Origin of the sequence: Streptomyces albospinus (assembly GCF_014648695.1) — a bacterium.
Lineage (GTDB): Bacteria > Actinomycetota > Actinomycetes > Streptomycetales > Streptomycetaceae > Streptomyces > Streptomyces albospinus.
The window spans coordinates 36,768-52,066 of sequence record NZ_BMRP01000021.1; the positions used below are offsets into that span (position 1 = coordinate 36,768).

A 15,299-nucleotide genomic window follows, 5' to 3' on the forward strand; every position below is an offset into this window, starting at 1 on the left:
CGGGTCAGGCGGAAGTGGTCTGCTCCGGCTAGGCCGTGGCCTCGCCGTCCGAGAGTGCCGCGAGGAACCGCTCGGCGTCGAGGGCGGCGGAGCAGCCGGTGCCGGCCGCGGTGATCGCCTGGCGGTAGGTGTGGTCGACAACGTCGCCGGCGGCGAAGACACCCGACAGGTTCGTACGGGTGCTGGGTGCCTCGACCTTGAGGTAGCCGTCGTCATCCAGATTCAGCTGGCCCTTGAACAGCTCGGTCCGCGGGTCGTGGCCGATCGCGATGAAGAGCCCGGTGGCCGGCAGCTCGGACGTCTCGCCGGTCTTGATGTTGCGCAGGGTCAGACCGGAGAGCTTGTTCTCGCCGTGGATCTCGGCGACCTCGCTGTCCCACACGAACTTGATCTTCGGATCGGCGAAGGCACGATCCTGCATCGCCTTGCTGGCCCGCAGAGCATCGCGGCGGTGGACGACCGTGACGGACTTGGCGAAGCGTGAGAGGAAGGTGGCCTCCTCCATCGCGGTGTCGCCGCCGCCGATGACGGCGATGTCGTGGTCCTTGAAGAAGAACCCGTCGCAGGTCGCGCACCAGGAGACGCCGCGGCCGGACAGCTCGTCCTCACGGGGCAGACCGAGCTTGCGGTGCTGGGAGCCGGTGGTGACGATGACCGCCTTGGCGCGGTGCACCGTGCCCGCGGTGTCGGTGACGGTCTTGATCTCCTCGGAGAGGTCGACCGAGACGATGTCGTCCGGCACAAGCTCGGCGCCGAAGCGCTCGGCCTGGGCGCGCATGTTGTCCATCAGGTCCGGCCCCATGATGCCGTCGCGGAAGCCGGGGAAGTTCTCCACGTCGGTGGTGTTCATCAAGGCACCGCCGGCGGTGACGGCGCCTTCGAAGACCAGAGGGTTCAGGGACGCGCGGGCGGTGTAGAGCGCTGCGGTATATCCCGCGGGCCCGGAGCCGATGATGATCACGTTGCGGACGTCGCTCACGGGTGTCTTCCTTGTCTCTGCCGACGGCTTGCTGGGGTCTCGGAACTCTCACCCCACCCAACGGATCCTAAGGGGCGAGCATTCCCGGAGTGCCACAGCGCACATCCCGTATCTCAGTCTCGCTGATACGAGTGGGTCAGCAGGACCTTCCCGGGTGCCGGCGGCGTGGCCGAGACGCACGAGGCAGTGACGACATAGGCGGAGACGCTCTTGGGGTCGGAAGGATGCGGCAGCACCACGAGGAAGGCGTCCTTGCCCTCGTACGTGCTGCGGCTCGATGCCAGCGGGGCCTCGGGACGTCCGATGCCCACACGCACACACGACGGGACGGTGTTGGTCCCGCCGAGCAGCGGTGTCTGGGGAGAGCTGCGGGTCCCGATGTCCGGCACTTTGTGCGACTGCGTGGACGTGAGCAGTTCGTGGACGTGTGTCTCGAGCGATGCGGCGGTCAGCCCGCCGGAACCACCCGCGGCGGCCGGGGGCGCGCTGTGCTGATTGCCGGCCTGAGTGCCGTCGGTGAGGGTGCTCTGCATCAAGAGGCCGCCGATGCCGAACACCGCTGCCGCCGCCGCGGTGCCGAGCAGCACCCGAGGCCAGAGCCGCGAGCGCGCCGGACGTCGCGGTGCCTGACGGCCCGGCCCGGAGGCGCCACGGGGTTGGCCGGCCGGCCGGGCGGGCGGTGCTTCGCGTCGGGGGGCTTCCGTGGTGGTTTCACGTGAAACGGCGACGGCGGCGTTCGGTGTTTCACGTGAAACGAACGACTCGGACGCTGCAGCGGTGGAGTCGAGCAAGGCCTCGGCTGCAAGGGCCGCATCGATGCGGCCGGCGACATCGGCAGGCATCCGCATCGGCCCGGGGAGTGTGCCGAGCAGCCCCCGGATTTCCTCCAGGGAGGCATGGACGTCGTCGCACAGCGGGCAGGTCGCGAGGTGGTCGCGTAGATCCGCGGTGCGAGAGGGGGACAGCAGTCCATCCGTGAGATCGGAGATCTCGGAGACCTCCGGGTGCTCACCTGTGCCGGTCGTCGACGTCACGCTCGCCCACCTCCGCCCTTCACGGCACCTGTTCCCTTCGGCCCTGCCGTCGGTGGGACGGATGTCCCCTGCGCCCGGTTCCTTCCCCCGCTCGCGGGATTGCTATCCCCGCCATCGCCGCGCAGATGGGTGACCAATGGCAAGAGCCGTGCACGGCCCCGTGCGCAGCGGCTTTTCACGGTTCCGGTCGGGACATCGAGGATTGCGGCGGCCTCCGCGACCGGGTAACCCTGCATATCGACGAGGACGAGAGCGGCACGCTGTTCCTCGGGGAGTGTGCGCAGCGCGATGAGCAGTTCGCGGTGCAGGTCTTGGCGTTCAGCAGGGAGCGCCGCGGATTCCTCGGGTTCGAGAAGCTGCTCCAGCCGCTCGGTTTCGGCGACGGGTGAGGTGCGGCGGGAGGCTGCCTTGCGGGCCCGGTCCAGACAGGCGTTGACCGTGATGCGGTGCAGCCAGGTCGTCACGGCTGACTGGCCGCGGAACGAGTGAGCGGCACGATAGGCGGAGACCAGGGCGTCCTGCACGGCGTCTGCCGCCTCTTCGCGATCACTGAGCGTCCGTAAGGCCACCGCCCAGAGCCGGTCGCGGTGGCGCCGGACGATCTCCCCGAAGGCATCGGGGTCGCCCTTTACGTGCAGCGCAAGGAGATCGGCGTCGGTTGGTGTCGAAGCCTCGTCGCTGTCGGTGGACACGGGCCCCCCGGCCGTAGCTGCCTGATCTCGGTCCCATTGAAGCCCGCCGGGTCGGGAAAGTAAATGCCGGCGAAATGCGGCGCTCCGACCGCTGTGGGCCAGTCGTATGCCGGTGGGCATGGATGCGGGGTTCCGGCCGGCTGCCCGGCCGGAACCCCGGCTTGCTTGCGGACGGTGCCTCTGCACCGTGCCCTCAGCTGGTGAAGGAAACCTCCGTCACGCCCTGCTTGTAACCAGCCTCGCTGTACTGGTCGCCCGGCGAGTTGGGCAGCGCGGTGAACCAGACGAGGACATAGCGGGCCGTTGCCGGCGTCTTGAGACTGACCTTTGCGGTGGTTCCCGAGGTCTCGGCCGTACCGAGCTTGTGCATCGAACTCAACGGCTCGGACGGCGAGAGGGAATTGGCTGCGTAGAGCGTCACCGTCGTGTGGTTTCCGCCGTAGTGCAGCCCGATCGAAGCGCTGCTTATCTGCTGCTTCGAGCCGAGGTCGTAGACCAGGCCGACGCCCTGCTTGAAGGCCGGGTTGAGGTCGGGGCCTTCCCGGTAGCTCATGGTGCGCCAGTACGTGCTGGGGTCCCCGTCGTAGGTGTTCTTCGCCTGCTCGGGGTGCTGCGGCTTACCGTCGGGGTAGTACTCCGAGGCGTCCATGATCTTGATCGGCTTGCCGGTCGGCTTCTTGGCCGAGCCGCTGCTGGTCTGCGAGTTGCCCGGGTTCTCCTGGTCGGTCTCACGCTTCAGGAGGGTGTCTGCCAGCTGCCAACTGCCCAGGCCCAGCGCCGCGATGAGCAGCGCGGAGACGGACCACTTCAGCGCCTTGCCGGTACGGCTCTGGAGCGGGGGCGGCGGCGTGGCGATCGCCTGCGTCGGCCGGCCGGACTGGCCGCTGCGGGCCGACGACTGGCCGTACGCGCCCTGCCGATGGCCGTTGCGCGGGTACGGCGGCGGGGTGGAGAACGCGGTCTCGGGAGGCCGGATGCGGGGCATCGCGGCAACGGCCTTGGCCAGTTCCTCCGGGGTGGTGCACGGCTGCTCCTGGCGCGAGGCCGTGGCACCGTCGTTGTTCACCGCGCGCATGGCGAGCTCGGACAGCCCGCGGTGAACTCCTGCGCGCACCTGGTCGGGCGCGATCAGCCCGACGCCCTTCGGCAGGCCGGTGAGGCCGTAGGCGTCGTTCTCGTACGGCCAGCGCTGGGTCAGGGCGGCGTACAGCAGGGCGCCGATCGCCTCCGTGTCCGTGCGCTGTGGGTGTTCGCAGGTGATGCCGCGCAGTGCCGCCATGACCGCGAGGCCGCGGATGCGGTACTGCCCGGACTCCGTGCGCAGCACCGAGCTCGGCGTGAGCCGCAGATGCGCCAGGCCTTCGCGGTGCGCGGCGGCCATGGCCTGGGAGACCTGGCTGACGAGCTGGTAGGCGTCGTGCGCTTCAAGCGGGCCGGAGGCGAGGACGGTCGTCAGCTCGGTGGCGTCCGGCAGCCACTCATGGACGACGTAGACGAGATCGTTCTCCTCGACGGCGTCGAGGACCTGTACGAACCGGGGGTCACCGAGGAGCGCGGAGGACCGGGCTGCCGAGAGCACGGGACGGGCCCGCGGATGGTCGGCGGGCAGGACATGCACACCGACTGCTCGGCGCAGTTTTTCGTCGACCGCTCGCCAGCTGCTGAATCCGTCCAGACGGGTGACGCACTCCTCGAGGCGATAGCGTCTCGCGAGCTTGTGGCCGCTGTGCAGTTCCGGTGGCTTGGAATCGGTTGTCGCGGCGCCCTTTTCATCGGTGCGCGCGGCGTCTTGTTCCTTGCCGGATACCTTCTCGGCCTCCGCGCCGTCGCTCGTGGCCTGACCCGCCTGGGCGGTCAGCGGCTCCTCGCCGCTCGTGTCGGCCACGTCGACGGCAGCCGTGCTCCGTTCCGCCACCGTCGTTCCTGCCTCCCCATCCGTTGCAGGCTCAATGAGCCAAGACAATTGTGCCCACAGTCCGCCACTATGCACGACACACGGTGGCAGCCGATGGTTGTGCTCGGTCAGCGCCCCAGCTTGGATCTGACCATGCCGACCAGGGCATTCAGCTCTTCGATCCGCATTTTGCGTGCGGCGACGTAGAACACGGCCAGAAGTGCGGCTGCACCGCCGACGAGACCGGCCAGCGAGCCGACGAATCCGCTGCCGAGGGTCTGCATGATGCCGTACACGACGGCCCCGGAGATGATCGTGGCAGGGATGCTGGCGCCGGCCAGCCGCGCGTAGGTCCGCACGACGTGCGCGGTGTCCAGGTCGCCGCCCATCCGCTTGCTCAGCCGGCGCCAGGCCACACCGACGCCGATGACGTAGGCGAGACCGTAGGAGGCCGCCATGCCGATCACGGCCCAGCGGGCGGGCAGGACCAGGAAGCAGAGGGCGGAGGCGGCGGCATTGACGGCGGCGACGATCACCGTGTTGTAGAAGGGGGTGCGGGTGTCCTCGTACGCGTAGAAGGCGCGCAGGACGACGTACTGCACCGAGAACGGGATCAGCCCCACGCCGAAGGCCATCAGCATGTAACCCATCGGGATACCGGCGCCGGACGAGCCGTAGACCAGCGTGCACAGCGGGATGCCGAGGGAGAGGAAGCCGAACGAGATCGGGACGATGGCGACGGCCGACGTGCGCAGACCCTGGGACATGTCGTCCCGGACCGCTCCGGTGTCGCCGTCGTGCGCGGACCGCGCCAGCCGCGGCAGCAGCGCCGCCATCACGGAGACGGTGATGATCGCCTGCGGCATGTTCCAGATCAGCTGGGCGCTGGCGTACGAAATGAAGCCGGTGCCCGGGTGGCCCTGCTGGTCCGCGGTGTTGCCGGCCCAGGTGGAGAGCTGGGTGACGACGAGGACGCCCGCCTGGTTGGCGAGCACGAACAGCACCGTCCACTTGGCGAGCTTGGCGGCCTTGCCCAGGCCGTGGCCGCGCCAGTCGAAGCGCAGCCGGAGCTTGAAGTCGGCGTCGCGCAGGTACGGGATCATCGCCAGCGCCTGGACCACCAGGCCCAGCAGGGTGCCGATGCCGAGCAGCCGGATGCCTTCGGCGGGGATGGTGGTGACGCCGATGTGCGAGGTCTTCGCCGTGCCGTAGACCCAGATGAACAGGCCGAAGGTGGCGATCATGACGATGTTGTTGAGGACCGGGGTCCACATCATCGCGCCGAAGCGGCCACGGGCGTTGAGGATCTGGCCCATGACGACGTGCAGGCCCATGAAGAAGATCGTGGGCACGCAGTAGCGGGTGAAGGCGACCGCGACTTCGTTGGCGGCCGGATCGCGGGAGATGTCGAACGAGACCAGTTTCACCAACAGTGGTGCCGCGAACACCGCAAGTATCGTCAGGAGTCCCAGGACGACGATGACGAGGGTGAGCAGCCGGTTGGCGTATGCCTCGCCGCCGTCCTCGTCCTCCTTCATCGCGCGCACCAGCTGCGGGACGAAGACGGAGTTCAGACCGCCGCCGATGGTCAGGATGAAGATCATTGTCGGCAGTTGGTAGGCGACCTGCCAGGAGTCGCCGAGCACCGCGCCGCCGAGCGCTGCGACGATCAGCGCCGAGCGGACGAAGCCGGTGAGCCGGGACACCATGGTGCCGGCGGCCATCACCGCGCTGGACTTCAGCAGTCCGGAGGCGCGGCCACCGGACTGCTTGCCGGCCGCGGCCACGGGGGCGGGCTCGGGGGCGGGCTCGGGCTCGGGCTCCGAAGGGGCCTGCTGGGGTACGGGCTCCGCACCGGGCGCGGCGGCGGCCACCGGCTGCGCCACCGGGGACGGTGCCGGGCGCGGCGCCTCGTAAGGCTGCTGCTGATCCCGGAAGAGATGCGCGAACGCGTCCTGCTCGGGACGCCCGCCCTCGGCCCGGGCGGTCAGCTCCTCGCCACCGGCGAACTGCATCGTCTCGGCGGCGTCGCCGTACGAAAGATCGTGGGCCGGGCCCTGGGCCGCGGGCGGCACCGGCGCGGACCACTGCTGCGCGCCGGGGGCGTGCTGAGCGGTGGGCGGCTGCTGATGGAGGGGGTGCGTGGGCTGTCCTGGCGGCGGAGGCGCGGCGCGGTCGTAGAACGCGTCAGCCGCCGGATCCTGGCCTGCCGGTTCCTGCGGGTGGTGCGGGTCGTTGCGGTAGGCGTCCTGGACAAAAGGGTCCTGGTCCGCGGGCAACGGCGGCGTCGGAGGGACCGCCCCCGAGGGATCGCCATGGGCGCCCCGGCCGCGGCCACCGTCATACGGCGCATTCATCGCTGCCCCACCTCATCCGTCGCCGGCCATCCGGCCCCGTCATGTATCAACGGTCCACTTTCTCACCTGTGCCGGACGGGCCGGACTTTTCCGATCCGGTGTCCGGCGAGCGGTCACTCGGCTGCTCGGGCTTGTCGCCGCCCGTGCCGCCGTTGTCGCCGTTCGTTCCTGCTGCGCCGTCGGAACCGTCGTTGTCCTCGTCGTCGGGCCCTTCCTCGGCGTCCTCGGCCGCGGCTCGCTTGCGCTGGAGGTAGATCCGTACGCCGGCGAGGACGAGCAGCAGCACACCGCCCGCGATGACGAGCATCACAGTGGCGGTGATCTCCGTGACGTTCACCTGGAACGTCATGGGGTCACCGTAGGGCTTGCCGTCCGCGGTGTAGAGCTGGGCCGTCACCCAGGCGCGACCGTTGGCGTTCGCCGTGGTGTCGAACTTGAAGGACTGGCTGTGCCCGCCGTCCACCTTGATCTGCTGGGACGGCCCCACGTCGAGGCGGTTGGGCTGGGACGAGGTCAGCCGCAGCGTCATGCCCTCGACGCCCTGGAGCAGGTTGTTCTGGACCGTCACCGGAATCGTGGCGCTGCGCCCCGAGAGCGTGGCCTCCGACTTCTGGATCAGGTGCACCTTCTTGGTCAGACCGTCGAGGTAGCTGCGCACGGAGTTGCGGAAGCTCCCGGCACCCTTGGAATCGCCCCGCCACTCCGTCGACATCTCGCGCATTATGGCGTTGCCGAAGGGGGTGACCACTCGCTCGGGCTGGGCCAGGATCACCTGGAAGTCGTCGAGTGCGGCCTGGGTGTCCTGGATCTGCCGGAAGGCGTCGGCGGAGAGCTCCTGCCGGCGCAGGGAGGACGGGTACACGGAGCGGCTCGGGATCTGGCGGCTGGCGGCGGGGTCGGGCTTGGCCTTGGCCGCATCGCCGAGCTTCAGCGGCTGGGTCCAGCCGGCCGACTCCAGATTCCGCAGCGCGCCGGCCATCGTCTCGGCCTGGCCGGCCGACGGCATGCGCTGCGGCGCGACGACGATGCTCCGCTGCTGCTCCGGGTCCTGGAGGCCGATCATCTGGGCCTGGGCGAGGAACTCCTGGATCGCGCGGCTGGCGTTCCCGGACTTCGACGTATCGGCTTCGAAAGCCCGGGAGAGCTGCTCGTCGGTGACGATGGCCGTGTTGCCGCCGCCGATGGGCCGGGCCGCGGTCGGGGTGTAGGGCAGGCCGCTGTCGGCCAGGCTGTCGCTGCGGGTGATGACGTTGTGTGCGCCGGCCGATGTCGCGACGTCGACGATCGAGGAGTCGATCGCGCCGTTCACCGGCCAGGTGAAGTCCGTGCGCGGCTTCACGCCGAGGATGGTGTCCACGGTCTTCGAGGCGAGTTCGGTGGCCGGACCGAGGTGGCTGAGCGCACTGGGCACGCTCTTGCCGTGGTGCGCGAGCGAGGCCAGATCGGGGTCGCCGAACGGCAGGGCGACGACCTCGTGCCCCTTCACAGCGTCTTCGAGATCGTTCAGCCACTGCTTGGCGACGGCCTGGTTCTTGCCCATCGGGCCGTCCGGACCGTTCACCCGGTAAGGCTTGGTCATCGCGTCGGCCGTCGCGAGCAGGTCCGGATCGATGACGAAGGTCACCGGGAGGTTCTTGCCGAGCGTGACCATCTGGTGCAGTCGGCCGCCGGGGGCGATCTCCGCGGCGAGGTCGTCATTGCGGAAGACCGGGGTCTGCTGGGCGTCGGCGCCGGTCTCGGCGGTGAGGTGGGTGGAGGAGATCAGCGGCCACAGGTACGTGAGCTGGGTCTTCTTGGCCGGGGCGGCGTCCTGCCACGGGAGGAAGGTCCGGTCGATGCCGAGGACCTGCTCGTACGAGGAGCTCTGGGTGTGCCCGGACAGCGTGACACCGAGCGGATACACACCGTCGTCGCCGAGGTCGAGGTCCTTGACCGGCACGCTGAGGTTGAACGGCTTGCTGGTGCCCGGATCCAGCTTGTCGATCTTCTCGGTGTCCCCGCCGATCTCCTTGCCGTCGGCGCCCGGCAGATATCCGGTGCGCTCTGTCACGGCCTCGATGGAGCTGCGGTCGCTGAGCGCGGCGCCGCGGTGCAGTCCGACGTGCGCGTCGGTGACCGGGGTCTTGCTGTCGTTGGTCAGCGTGCCGGAGATCGTGACCGTGTCGTCCTTGGCGGGGGCGGACGGGGACATCGCATTGATCGTGACGCTTACCGTGTGGGAGCCCGCCTGGGCCGCCTGGGCCGCCTGGGCGGAGGGAGGGTGCGGGAGTTGCAGCATTCCCACGAGCAGGGGCGCTCCGGTGAGCAGTGTCACGGTCCTGCGCAGCCATCGACCACGCGGCCGTTCAGTCACCTGGAACCCTGCCGCATCGGCCACGCGCTCGCCCGTCCCTCGTCGTCGTCAGTGGTCGTCGGAATGTGCGTCCACGAATGGTAACGAGGCCCGGCACGCCGTAGTGCCGGGGACTGCTCCACATGATCACCAAGCCGGGGCCGCTCATGCCTGTCCCCTTTATTGACGTGACTATTGACGTGACGCCGCCCGCTGCGCGGCCACGTACCCTTTTCTGTTGTGCCGAACGCCAACAATGACTTCCCCACCCCGCGGTCCGAGCGGGCTCCGCAGCCGACGAACGCGCTCAACCACGTGCAGCGCCGTGCCGTGAGCGAGCTGCTGCGGGTGTCCCCCGTCGCGGACGACCTGGCCCGTCGCTTCCAGGAGGCCGGGTTCACGCTTGCCCTGGTCGGCGGATCGGTCCGGGACGCACTGCTCGGCCGGCTCGGCAACGACCTGGACTTCACCACCGATGCCCGGCCCGAGGACGTGCTGAAGATCGTCCGGCCGTGGGCGGACGCGGTCTGGGAGGTCGGCATCGCCTTCGGCACGGTCGGCTGCAAGAAGGAATCGTTCGACATCGAGGTCACGACCTACCGCTCCGAGGCGTACGACCGCACCTCGCGCAAGCCCGAGGTCTCCTACGGCGACTCCATCGAGCAGGATCTGGTCCGCCGGGACTTCACGGTGAACGCCATGGCGGTACTGCTGCCGCAGAAGGAGTTCGTCGATCCGCACGACGGCCTGGAGGACCTGGCAGCCCGTGTGCTGCGCACCCCGGGGACGCCGCAGGAGTCGTTCTCCGATGATCCGCTGCGGATGATGCGCGCGGCCCGCTTCGCCGCACAGCTGGACTTCGAGGTTGCCCCGGACGTCGTCGCCGCGATGAAGGCGATGTCGGAGCGTATCGAGATCGTCTCCGCGGAGCGGGTGCGCGATGAACTGAACAAGCTGATCCTGGCGGCCAATCCGCGCAAGGGGCTGCGGCTGCTGGTGGAGTCAGGGCTGGCGGACCGGGTGCTGCCCGAGCTGCCCGCGCTGCGCCTGGAAAGTGACGAGCATCACCGTCACAAGGACGTCTACGAGCACTCGCTGACGGTCCTGGAGCAGGCCGTCGACCTGGAGGAGAACGGGCCGGATCTGGTGCTGCGGCTGGCGGCGCTGCTGCACGACATCGGCAAGCCCAGGACGCGGCGCTTCGAGAGCGACGGCCGGGTCTCCTTCCACCACCACGAGGTGGTGGGAGCGAAAATGACCAAGAAGCGCATGTCCGCCCTGAAGTACTCGAACGACATGATCAAGGACGTTTCGCTTCTGGTGGAGCTGCATCTGCGCTTCCACGGCTACGGGACGGGTGAGTGGACGGACTCCGCGGTCCGCCGCTACGTACGTGACGCCGGCCCCCAGCTGGAGCGCCTGCACAAGCTGACGCGCTCGGACTGCACCACGCGCAACAAGCGCAAGGCCGCAGCCCTGTCGCGTGCGTATGGCGGCCTGGAGGAGCGCATTGCGCGGCTCCAGGAGCAGGAAGAGCTCGACGCGATCCGCCCGGACCTGGACGGCAACGAGATCATGCAGATCCTGGGCATCGGCCCGGGGCCTGAGGTCGGCAAGGCGTACAAGCAGATGCTGGAGCTGAGGCTGGAGCACGGTCCTATGGAGCGGGAGGCCGCGGTGGCCGCGCTCAAGGAGTGGTGGGCCGCTCAGGGCTGAGGCCGCTGGGGCCGCGCGAGCGTGAAACCGTCGATGTTTCACGTGAAACGGGGCGACGTTTCACGTGAAACGGCCGGTCGTGAACCGCCGTGTTTCACGTGAAACATCGCCCGCGTCGTCCCGTCCCGGGAGCGGGCTCGTCGCTACTTCACGTCCTGGAGGCAGAGCACAAAGCGGGTGGTGCCGCCGTGGCGGCGGTGCTGGGTCTCGGCATAGGTCGTGTCGGTCTTGGGGCAGAGAGATCTGTTCGTGGTGTTGGTGTGGACTGCCGTCACCTTGAACTTGGCCTCTGCGGTGCCGCAGTCGACGACCTTGAGATCAGGGTTGATCTCGTTGCCGCTGTTCTTCATGCAGTCGCCGACCTTGGCGGTGTCGGCGTCGTTCCAGGAGCTCACCCAGGCCACCCCGATACCGATCAGGGCGACGGCTACGAAGATGCCCTTCACGATCGCCTTGGGCGACCGCTGCGGGCGGGAAGGCTGCGGCGGCACGGGCGCTCCGCCCTGCATGTACGGCTGCTGCGGTGCCTGCGGATACCCCTGCTGCGGCTGCTGACCGTACGGTGCCTGCGGCTGCTGGGGGTAGGCGTATCCGCCCTGCGGCTGGCCGTAAGGGGCCTGCGGCGCCTGGGGAGCCTGCGGGTAGGGGGCTTGGCCGTACGGCTGCTGGCCGTATGGATTCTGGCCGTAGGGATTCGGGCCCTGAGGCGGCGTGGTCATGGGAGTTCCCCCGATATTGAAGTGTCCGGACGTGATGTGTCCGGGTGTGTGAATGACGCCCGTACGGTATCTGCTCCGGCGCTGCTGCACGGGCGAGGGGCGCCAACCAGCAAGGGGAAGACGGCTAATGGCGCCCGAACCCCCGGCGGGCCAGCGCCGCGGCGACCACCGCATAGAGAACGGCCACCACGGCGATCAGCACCGCTGACTTCCCGTCGGGCGGCAGCATCAGTGCGGCGACCGCGGCGGCACCGACGAAGGCGATGTTGAACAGCACGTCGTAGATGGAGAAGACCCGGCCGCGGAAGGCATCGTCGACCGACGACTGGACCACCGTGTCTGTGGTGATCTTGGTGCCTTGTGTGCTCAGGCCGAGGATGAACGCGGCGACCAGCATGGGCGCCGGATGGAAGAAGAGGCCGAGCGCGGGCACCAGGACCGCACCTATCGCGGCACAGAAGGAGATCCAGCCGAACGGGCTGAGGCGCCCGACCGCCCAGGGGGTGATCACGGCAGCCGCGAAGAAGCCGGCTCCCGACACGGCGACGGTTATCCCGAGCAGCGCCAGGCCCTGGGATTCGGTACGGGCCCAGGCATAGCGGCACAGCATCAGCACCATGACCGTCAGCGCGCCGTAGCAGAAGCGGATCACCGTCATCGCAGCCAGGGCGCGGGTCGGGGTGGGCCGCTCGGCGAGGTGGCGCAGACCGTCCACCAGACCCTTGACGGTGCTCAACAGGGCCTCGCCGAGGTGTGGTTGGAGCACCGAGGGGTCGGGGCCGAGGCGCTGCGGGGTCATCCGCAGGGCGGTGAGGGCGGAACAGAAGTAGAGGAACGCGGCGAGCAGCACGACGAACGCATCCACGTCCGAGCCGGCCAGCCGGACGGCGAGGGCGAGCGCACCGCCGACCGTCATGGCGAGCGTTCCAGCCGTGGGCGCAAGGGAGTTGGCCATCACCAGCTGCTCGCCGCCGACGACGCGGGGAAGCGAGGCGGAAAGCCCCGCCAGGACAAAGCGGTTCACGCCCGTGACGGAGAGAGCCGAGGCGTAGAAGAGCCAGTCCGGGACCTTCACCGCGATCAGCACGGCGGTCGCCATCGCGAGCAGGGTCCGCAGCAGGTTGCCGTACAGCAGGACCTGACGCCGGCGCCAGCGGTCCAGCAGCACTCCGGCGAACGGCCCGAGAAGGGAGTACGGCAGCAGCAGGATCGCCATGGCGGAGGCGATCGCCTCGGGCGACGCCTGCTTTTCGGGCGAGAAGACGACGAACGCGGCGAGCGCAACCTGGAACACCCCGTCGGCGGCCTGGGACAGGAGCCGTGCGGCAAGGAGCGTCCGGAAGTCGCGCAGCCGCAGTAATACGCGGAGATCGCGCACAGCATGCATGAGGCACAGCCTCACACAGCACACCGGCCTCCGGGCGGAATACCCGGAGGCCGGCGGAGCGAGGAGCGCGGCGAGTGCCTCAGCGCTCGACGTCGCCCCGGATGAACTTCTCGACGTTCTCCCGTGCCTCGTCGTCGAAGTACTGGACCGGCGGCGACTTCATGAAGTACGAGGAAGCGGAGAGGATCGGGCCACCGATCCCCCGGTCCTTGGCGATCTTCGCGGCGCGCAGCGCGTCGATGATGACGCCCGCGGAGTTCGGGGAGTCCCAGACCTCGAGCTTGTACTCCAGGTTCAGCGGGACATCGCCGAAGGCACGGCCCTCAAGGCGGACGTAGGCCCACTTGCGGTCGTCCAGCCAGGCGACGTAGTCGGACGGGCCGATGTGGACGTTCTTCTCGCCCAGCTCGCGGTCGGGGATCTGCGAGGTGACGGCCTGCGTCTTGGAGATCTTCTTGGACTCCAGGCGGTCGCGCTCCAGCATGTTCTTGAAGTCCATGTTGCCGCCGACGTTCAGCTGCATCGTGCGGTCCAGGACGACGCCCCGGTCCTCGAAGAGCTTGGCCATCACGCGGTGCGTGATCGTGGCGCCGACCTGCGACTTGATGTCGTCACCGACGATCGGCACACCGGCCTCGGTGAACTTGTCCGCCCACTCCTTGGTGCCGGCGATGAAGACCGGGAGGGCGTTGACGAACCCGACCTTGGCGTCGATGGCGCACTGGGCGTAGTACTTCGCGGCGTCCTCGGAGCCGACGGGGAGGTAGCAGACCAGCACGTCGACCTGCTTGTCCTTGAGGACCTGGACGATGTCGACCGGGGTCTCCTCGGACTCCTCGATCGTCATGCGGTAGTACTTGCCCAGGCCGTCGAGCGTGTGGCCGCGCTGGACCCGCACGCCGGTGTTCGGCACATCGCAGATCTTGATGGTGTTGTTCTCGCTGGCGCCGATGGCGTCCGAGAGGTCGAGGCCGACCTTCTTGGCGTCCACGTCGAAGGCGGCCACGAACTCGATGTCGCGGACGTGGTAGTCGCCGAACTGCACGTGCATGAGGCCGGGCACGCGGCTGTCGGGGTCGGCGTCCTTGTAATACTCGACGCCCTGTACCAGCGAGGCGGCGCAGTTGCCCACGCCGACGATGGCTACGCGAACCGAACCCATTCCGGTTGCTCCCTGTGTTCTCGATGAGGACCTGCCTGGCAGGGCCTCATGTGGTGGTGTCATTCGGACGGATCCGGCCGGGAACCACCCCGGTGCCGGGGCAGGCCGTCCGCATCTCCTGACGGGGTGTTCTTGTCCCGCTCCGTGGGACCCGGTGCGCGCTGATCGCGCCCGGCGCGCTCACTCTCGATGAGCTCGTTCAACCAACGGACCTCGCGCTCCACGGACTCCATGCCGTGCCGCTGAAGTTCGAGGGTGTAGTCGTCCAGCCGCTCGCGGGTCCTGGCCAAGGAGGTGCGCATCTTTTCGAGGCGTTCCTCCAGCCTGCTGCGGCGGCCTTCCAGCACGCGCATCCGTACGTCCCGCGATGTCTGGCCGAAGAACGCGAAGCGGACGCCGAAGTGCTCGTCCTCCCACGCATCCGGTCCGGAGTGGGTGAGCAGCTCCTCGAAGTGCTCTTTGCCCGCTGCGGTCAATCGGTAGACGATTTTGGCCCGGCGCCCGGTGAGCGCCGCGGCGGGAACGCCCTCCGGGGCGCCGCCCGTTTCCTCCACGAGCCAGCCGTTCGCGACCAGCCCTTTGAGGCAGGGGTAGAGGGTGCCGTAGCTGAACGCACGGAAGACCCCGAGCGAGGTGTTGAGCCGCTTGCGCAACTCGTAACCGTGCATGGGGGATTCACGGAGCAGGCCGAGGACGGCGAATTCGAGGACGCCGGAACGCCTGCTCATCCTCCGCCTCCTTGGCCCTGTGCGGTCTTTATCTCGTGCTGATGTATCGACTCGATACATCCAGACGATAGAACGGCGCCCTGGGTCGAACAAGACGGGGGACGGTGAACGGTGTCACATCACTTATTCGTGCGACGTAACCTGACTGTTTTGGAGTGAATTTCAACACTGGGCAGGTTTTGGCCGTGCGTAGTCTGTGCGGCATGCAGACTGCCGGGAACCGTGGGCCAATATGTGGCGTCCCTGACCTCGGTGTAGTGCGGCCCGCGCGTCAGGAGCGGGTCGTGCATCGGGGGGAC

General features: G+C 68.7%; 11 protein-coding genes. 1 reads left to right on the forward strand and 10 read right to left on the reverse strand.

From position 1 onward, the window contains the following. Positions 1–28: 28 nt before the first annotated feature. The 6 genes from trxB to IEZ17_RS26090 form a co-directional block, all read right to left on the reverse strand. Positions 29–979, reverse strand: a complete 951-nt coding sequence (gene trxB, locus IEZ17_RS26065) for a thioredoxin-disulfide reductase (protein WP_189304128.1) — start codon at positions 977–979, stop codon at positions 29–31. A 113-nt stretch (positions 980–1,092) separates the two neighbouring features. Then, a complete protein-coding gene (locus IEZ17_RS26070) occupies positions 1,093–2,013 on the reverse strand; it encodes an anti-sigma factor family protein (RefSeq protein ID WP_189304130.1) in 921 nt (306 codons plus the stop codon). Further along, positions 2,010–2,705 (reverse strand): RNA polymerase sigma factor SigM, encoded by a 696-nt coding sequence (sigM, locus tag IEZ17_RS26075; protein WP_189304133.1) that lies wholly within the window; start codon positions 2,703–2,705, stop codon positions 2,010–2,012. Before sigM ends, IEZ17_RS26070 begins: the two co-directional genes overlap by 4 nt. Positions 2,706–2,898: 193 nt before the next feature. Further along, entirely contained in the window at positions 2,899–4,620 is a 1,722-nt protein-coding gene (locus tag IEZ17_RS26080; RefSeq protein ID WP_189304134.1) for a protein kinase family protein, read from the reverse strand. A gap of 107 nt (positions 4,621–4,727) precedes the next feature. After that, the gene (murJ, locus tag IEZ17_RS26085) at positions 4,728–6,956 is read right to left on the reverse strand and encodes a murein biosynthesis integral membrane protein MurJ (RefSeq protein WP_189304136.1); all 2,229 of its coding nucleotides are present in this window, start codon (positions 6,954–6,956) and stop codon (positions 4,728–4,730) included. A gap of 46 nt (positions 6,957–7,002) precedes the next feature. After that, positions 7,003–9,282: a DUF6049 family protein gene (locus IEZ17_RS26090; protein WP_268249852.1), complete on the reverse strand. Its 2,280-nt coding sequence runs from the start codon at positions 9,280–9,282 to the stop codon at positions 7,003–7,005. Positions 9,283–9,528: 246 nt separating this feature from the next. Between IEZ17_RS26090 and IEZ17_RS26095 the strand changes: the two genes are divergently transcribed. After that, on the forward strand, positions 9,529–11,004 hold the full coding sequence (locus tag IEZ17_RS26095) for a CCA tRNA nucleotidyltransferase (RefSeq protein WP_189304140.1): 1,476 nt from the start codon (positions 9,529–9,531) through the stop codon (positions 11,002–11,004). A gap of 143 nt (positions 11,005–11,147) precedes the next feature. On the opposite strand, the gene IEZ17_RS26100 is transcribed toward IEZ17_RS26095, so the two are convergent. The 4 genes from IEZ17_RS26100 to IEZ17_RS26115 all read right to left on the reverse strand — a co-directional run bounded on the left by IEZ17_RS26100 (position 11,148) and on the right by IEZ17_RS26115 (position 15,000). Next, a complete protein-coding gene (locus IEZ17_RS26100) occupies positions 11,148–11,723 on the reverse strand; it encodes an LppU/SCO3897 family protein (protein ID WP_189304142.1) in 576 nt (191 codons plus the stop codon). A 124-nt stretch (positions 11,724–11,847) separates the two neighbouring features. After that, positions 11,848–13,110, reverse strand: a complete 1,263-nt coding sequence (locus IEZ17_RS26105) for an MFS transporter (protein ID WP_189304144.1) — start codon at positions 13,108–13,110, stop codon at positions 11,848–11,850. Positions 13,111–13,189: 79 nt separating this feature from the next. After that, positions 13,190–14,272 carry an inositol-3-phosphate synthase gene (locus IEZ17_RS26110; RefSeq protein WP_189304146.1) on the reverse strand — a complete coding sequence of 361 codons (1,083 nt, stop codon included), beginning with the start codon at positions 14,270–14,272 and terminating at the stop codon, positions 13,190–13,192. A gap of 59 nt (positions 14,273–14,331) precedes the next feature. After that, the gene (locus IEZ17_RS26115; RefSeq protein ID WP_189304148.1) at positions 14,332–15,000 is read right to left on the reverse strand and encodes a PadR family transcriptional regulator; all 669 of its coding nucleotides are present in this window, start codon (positions 14,998–15,000) and stop codon (positions 14,332–14,334) included. Positions 15,001–15,299: the final 299 nt, after the last annotated feature.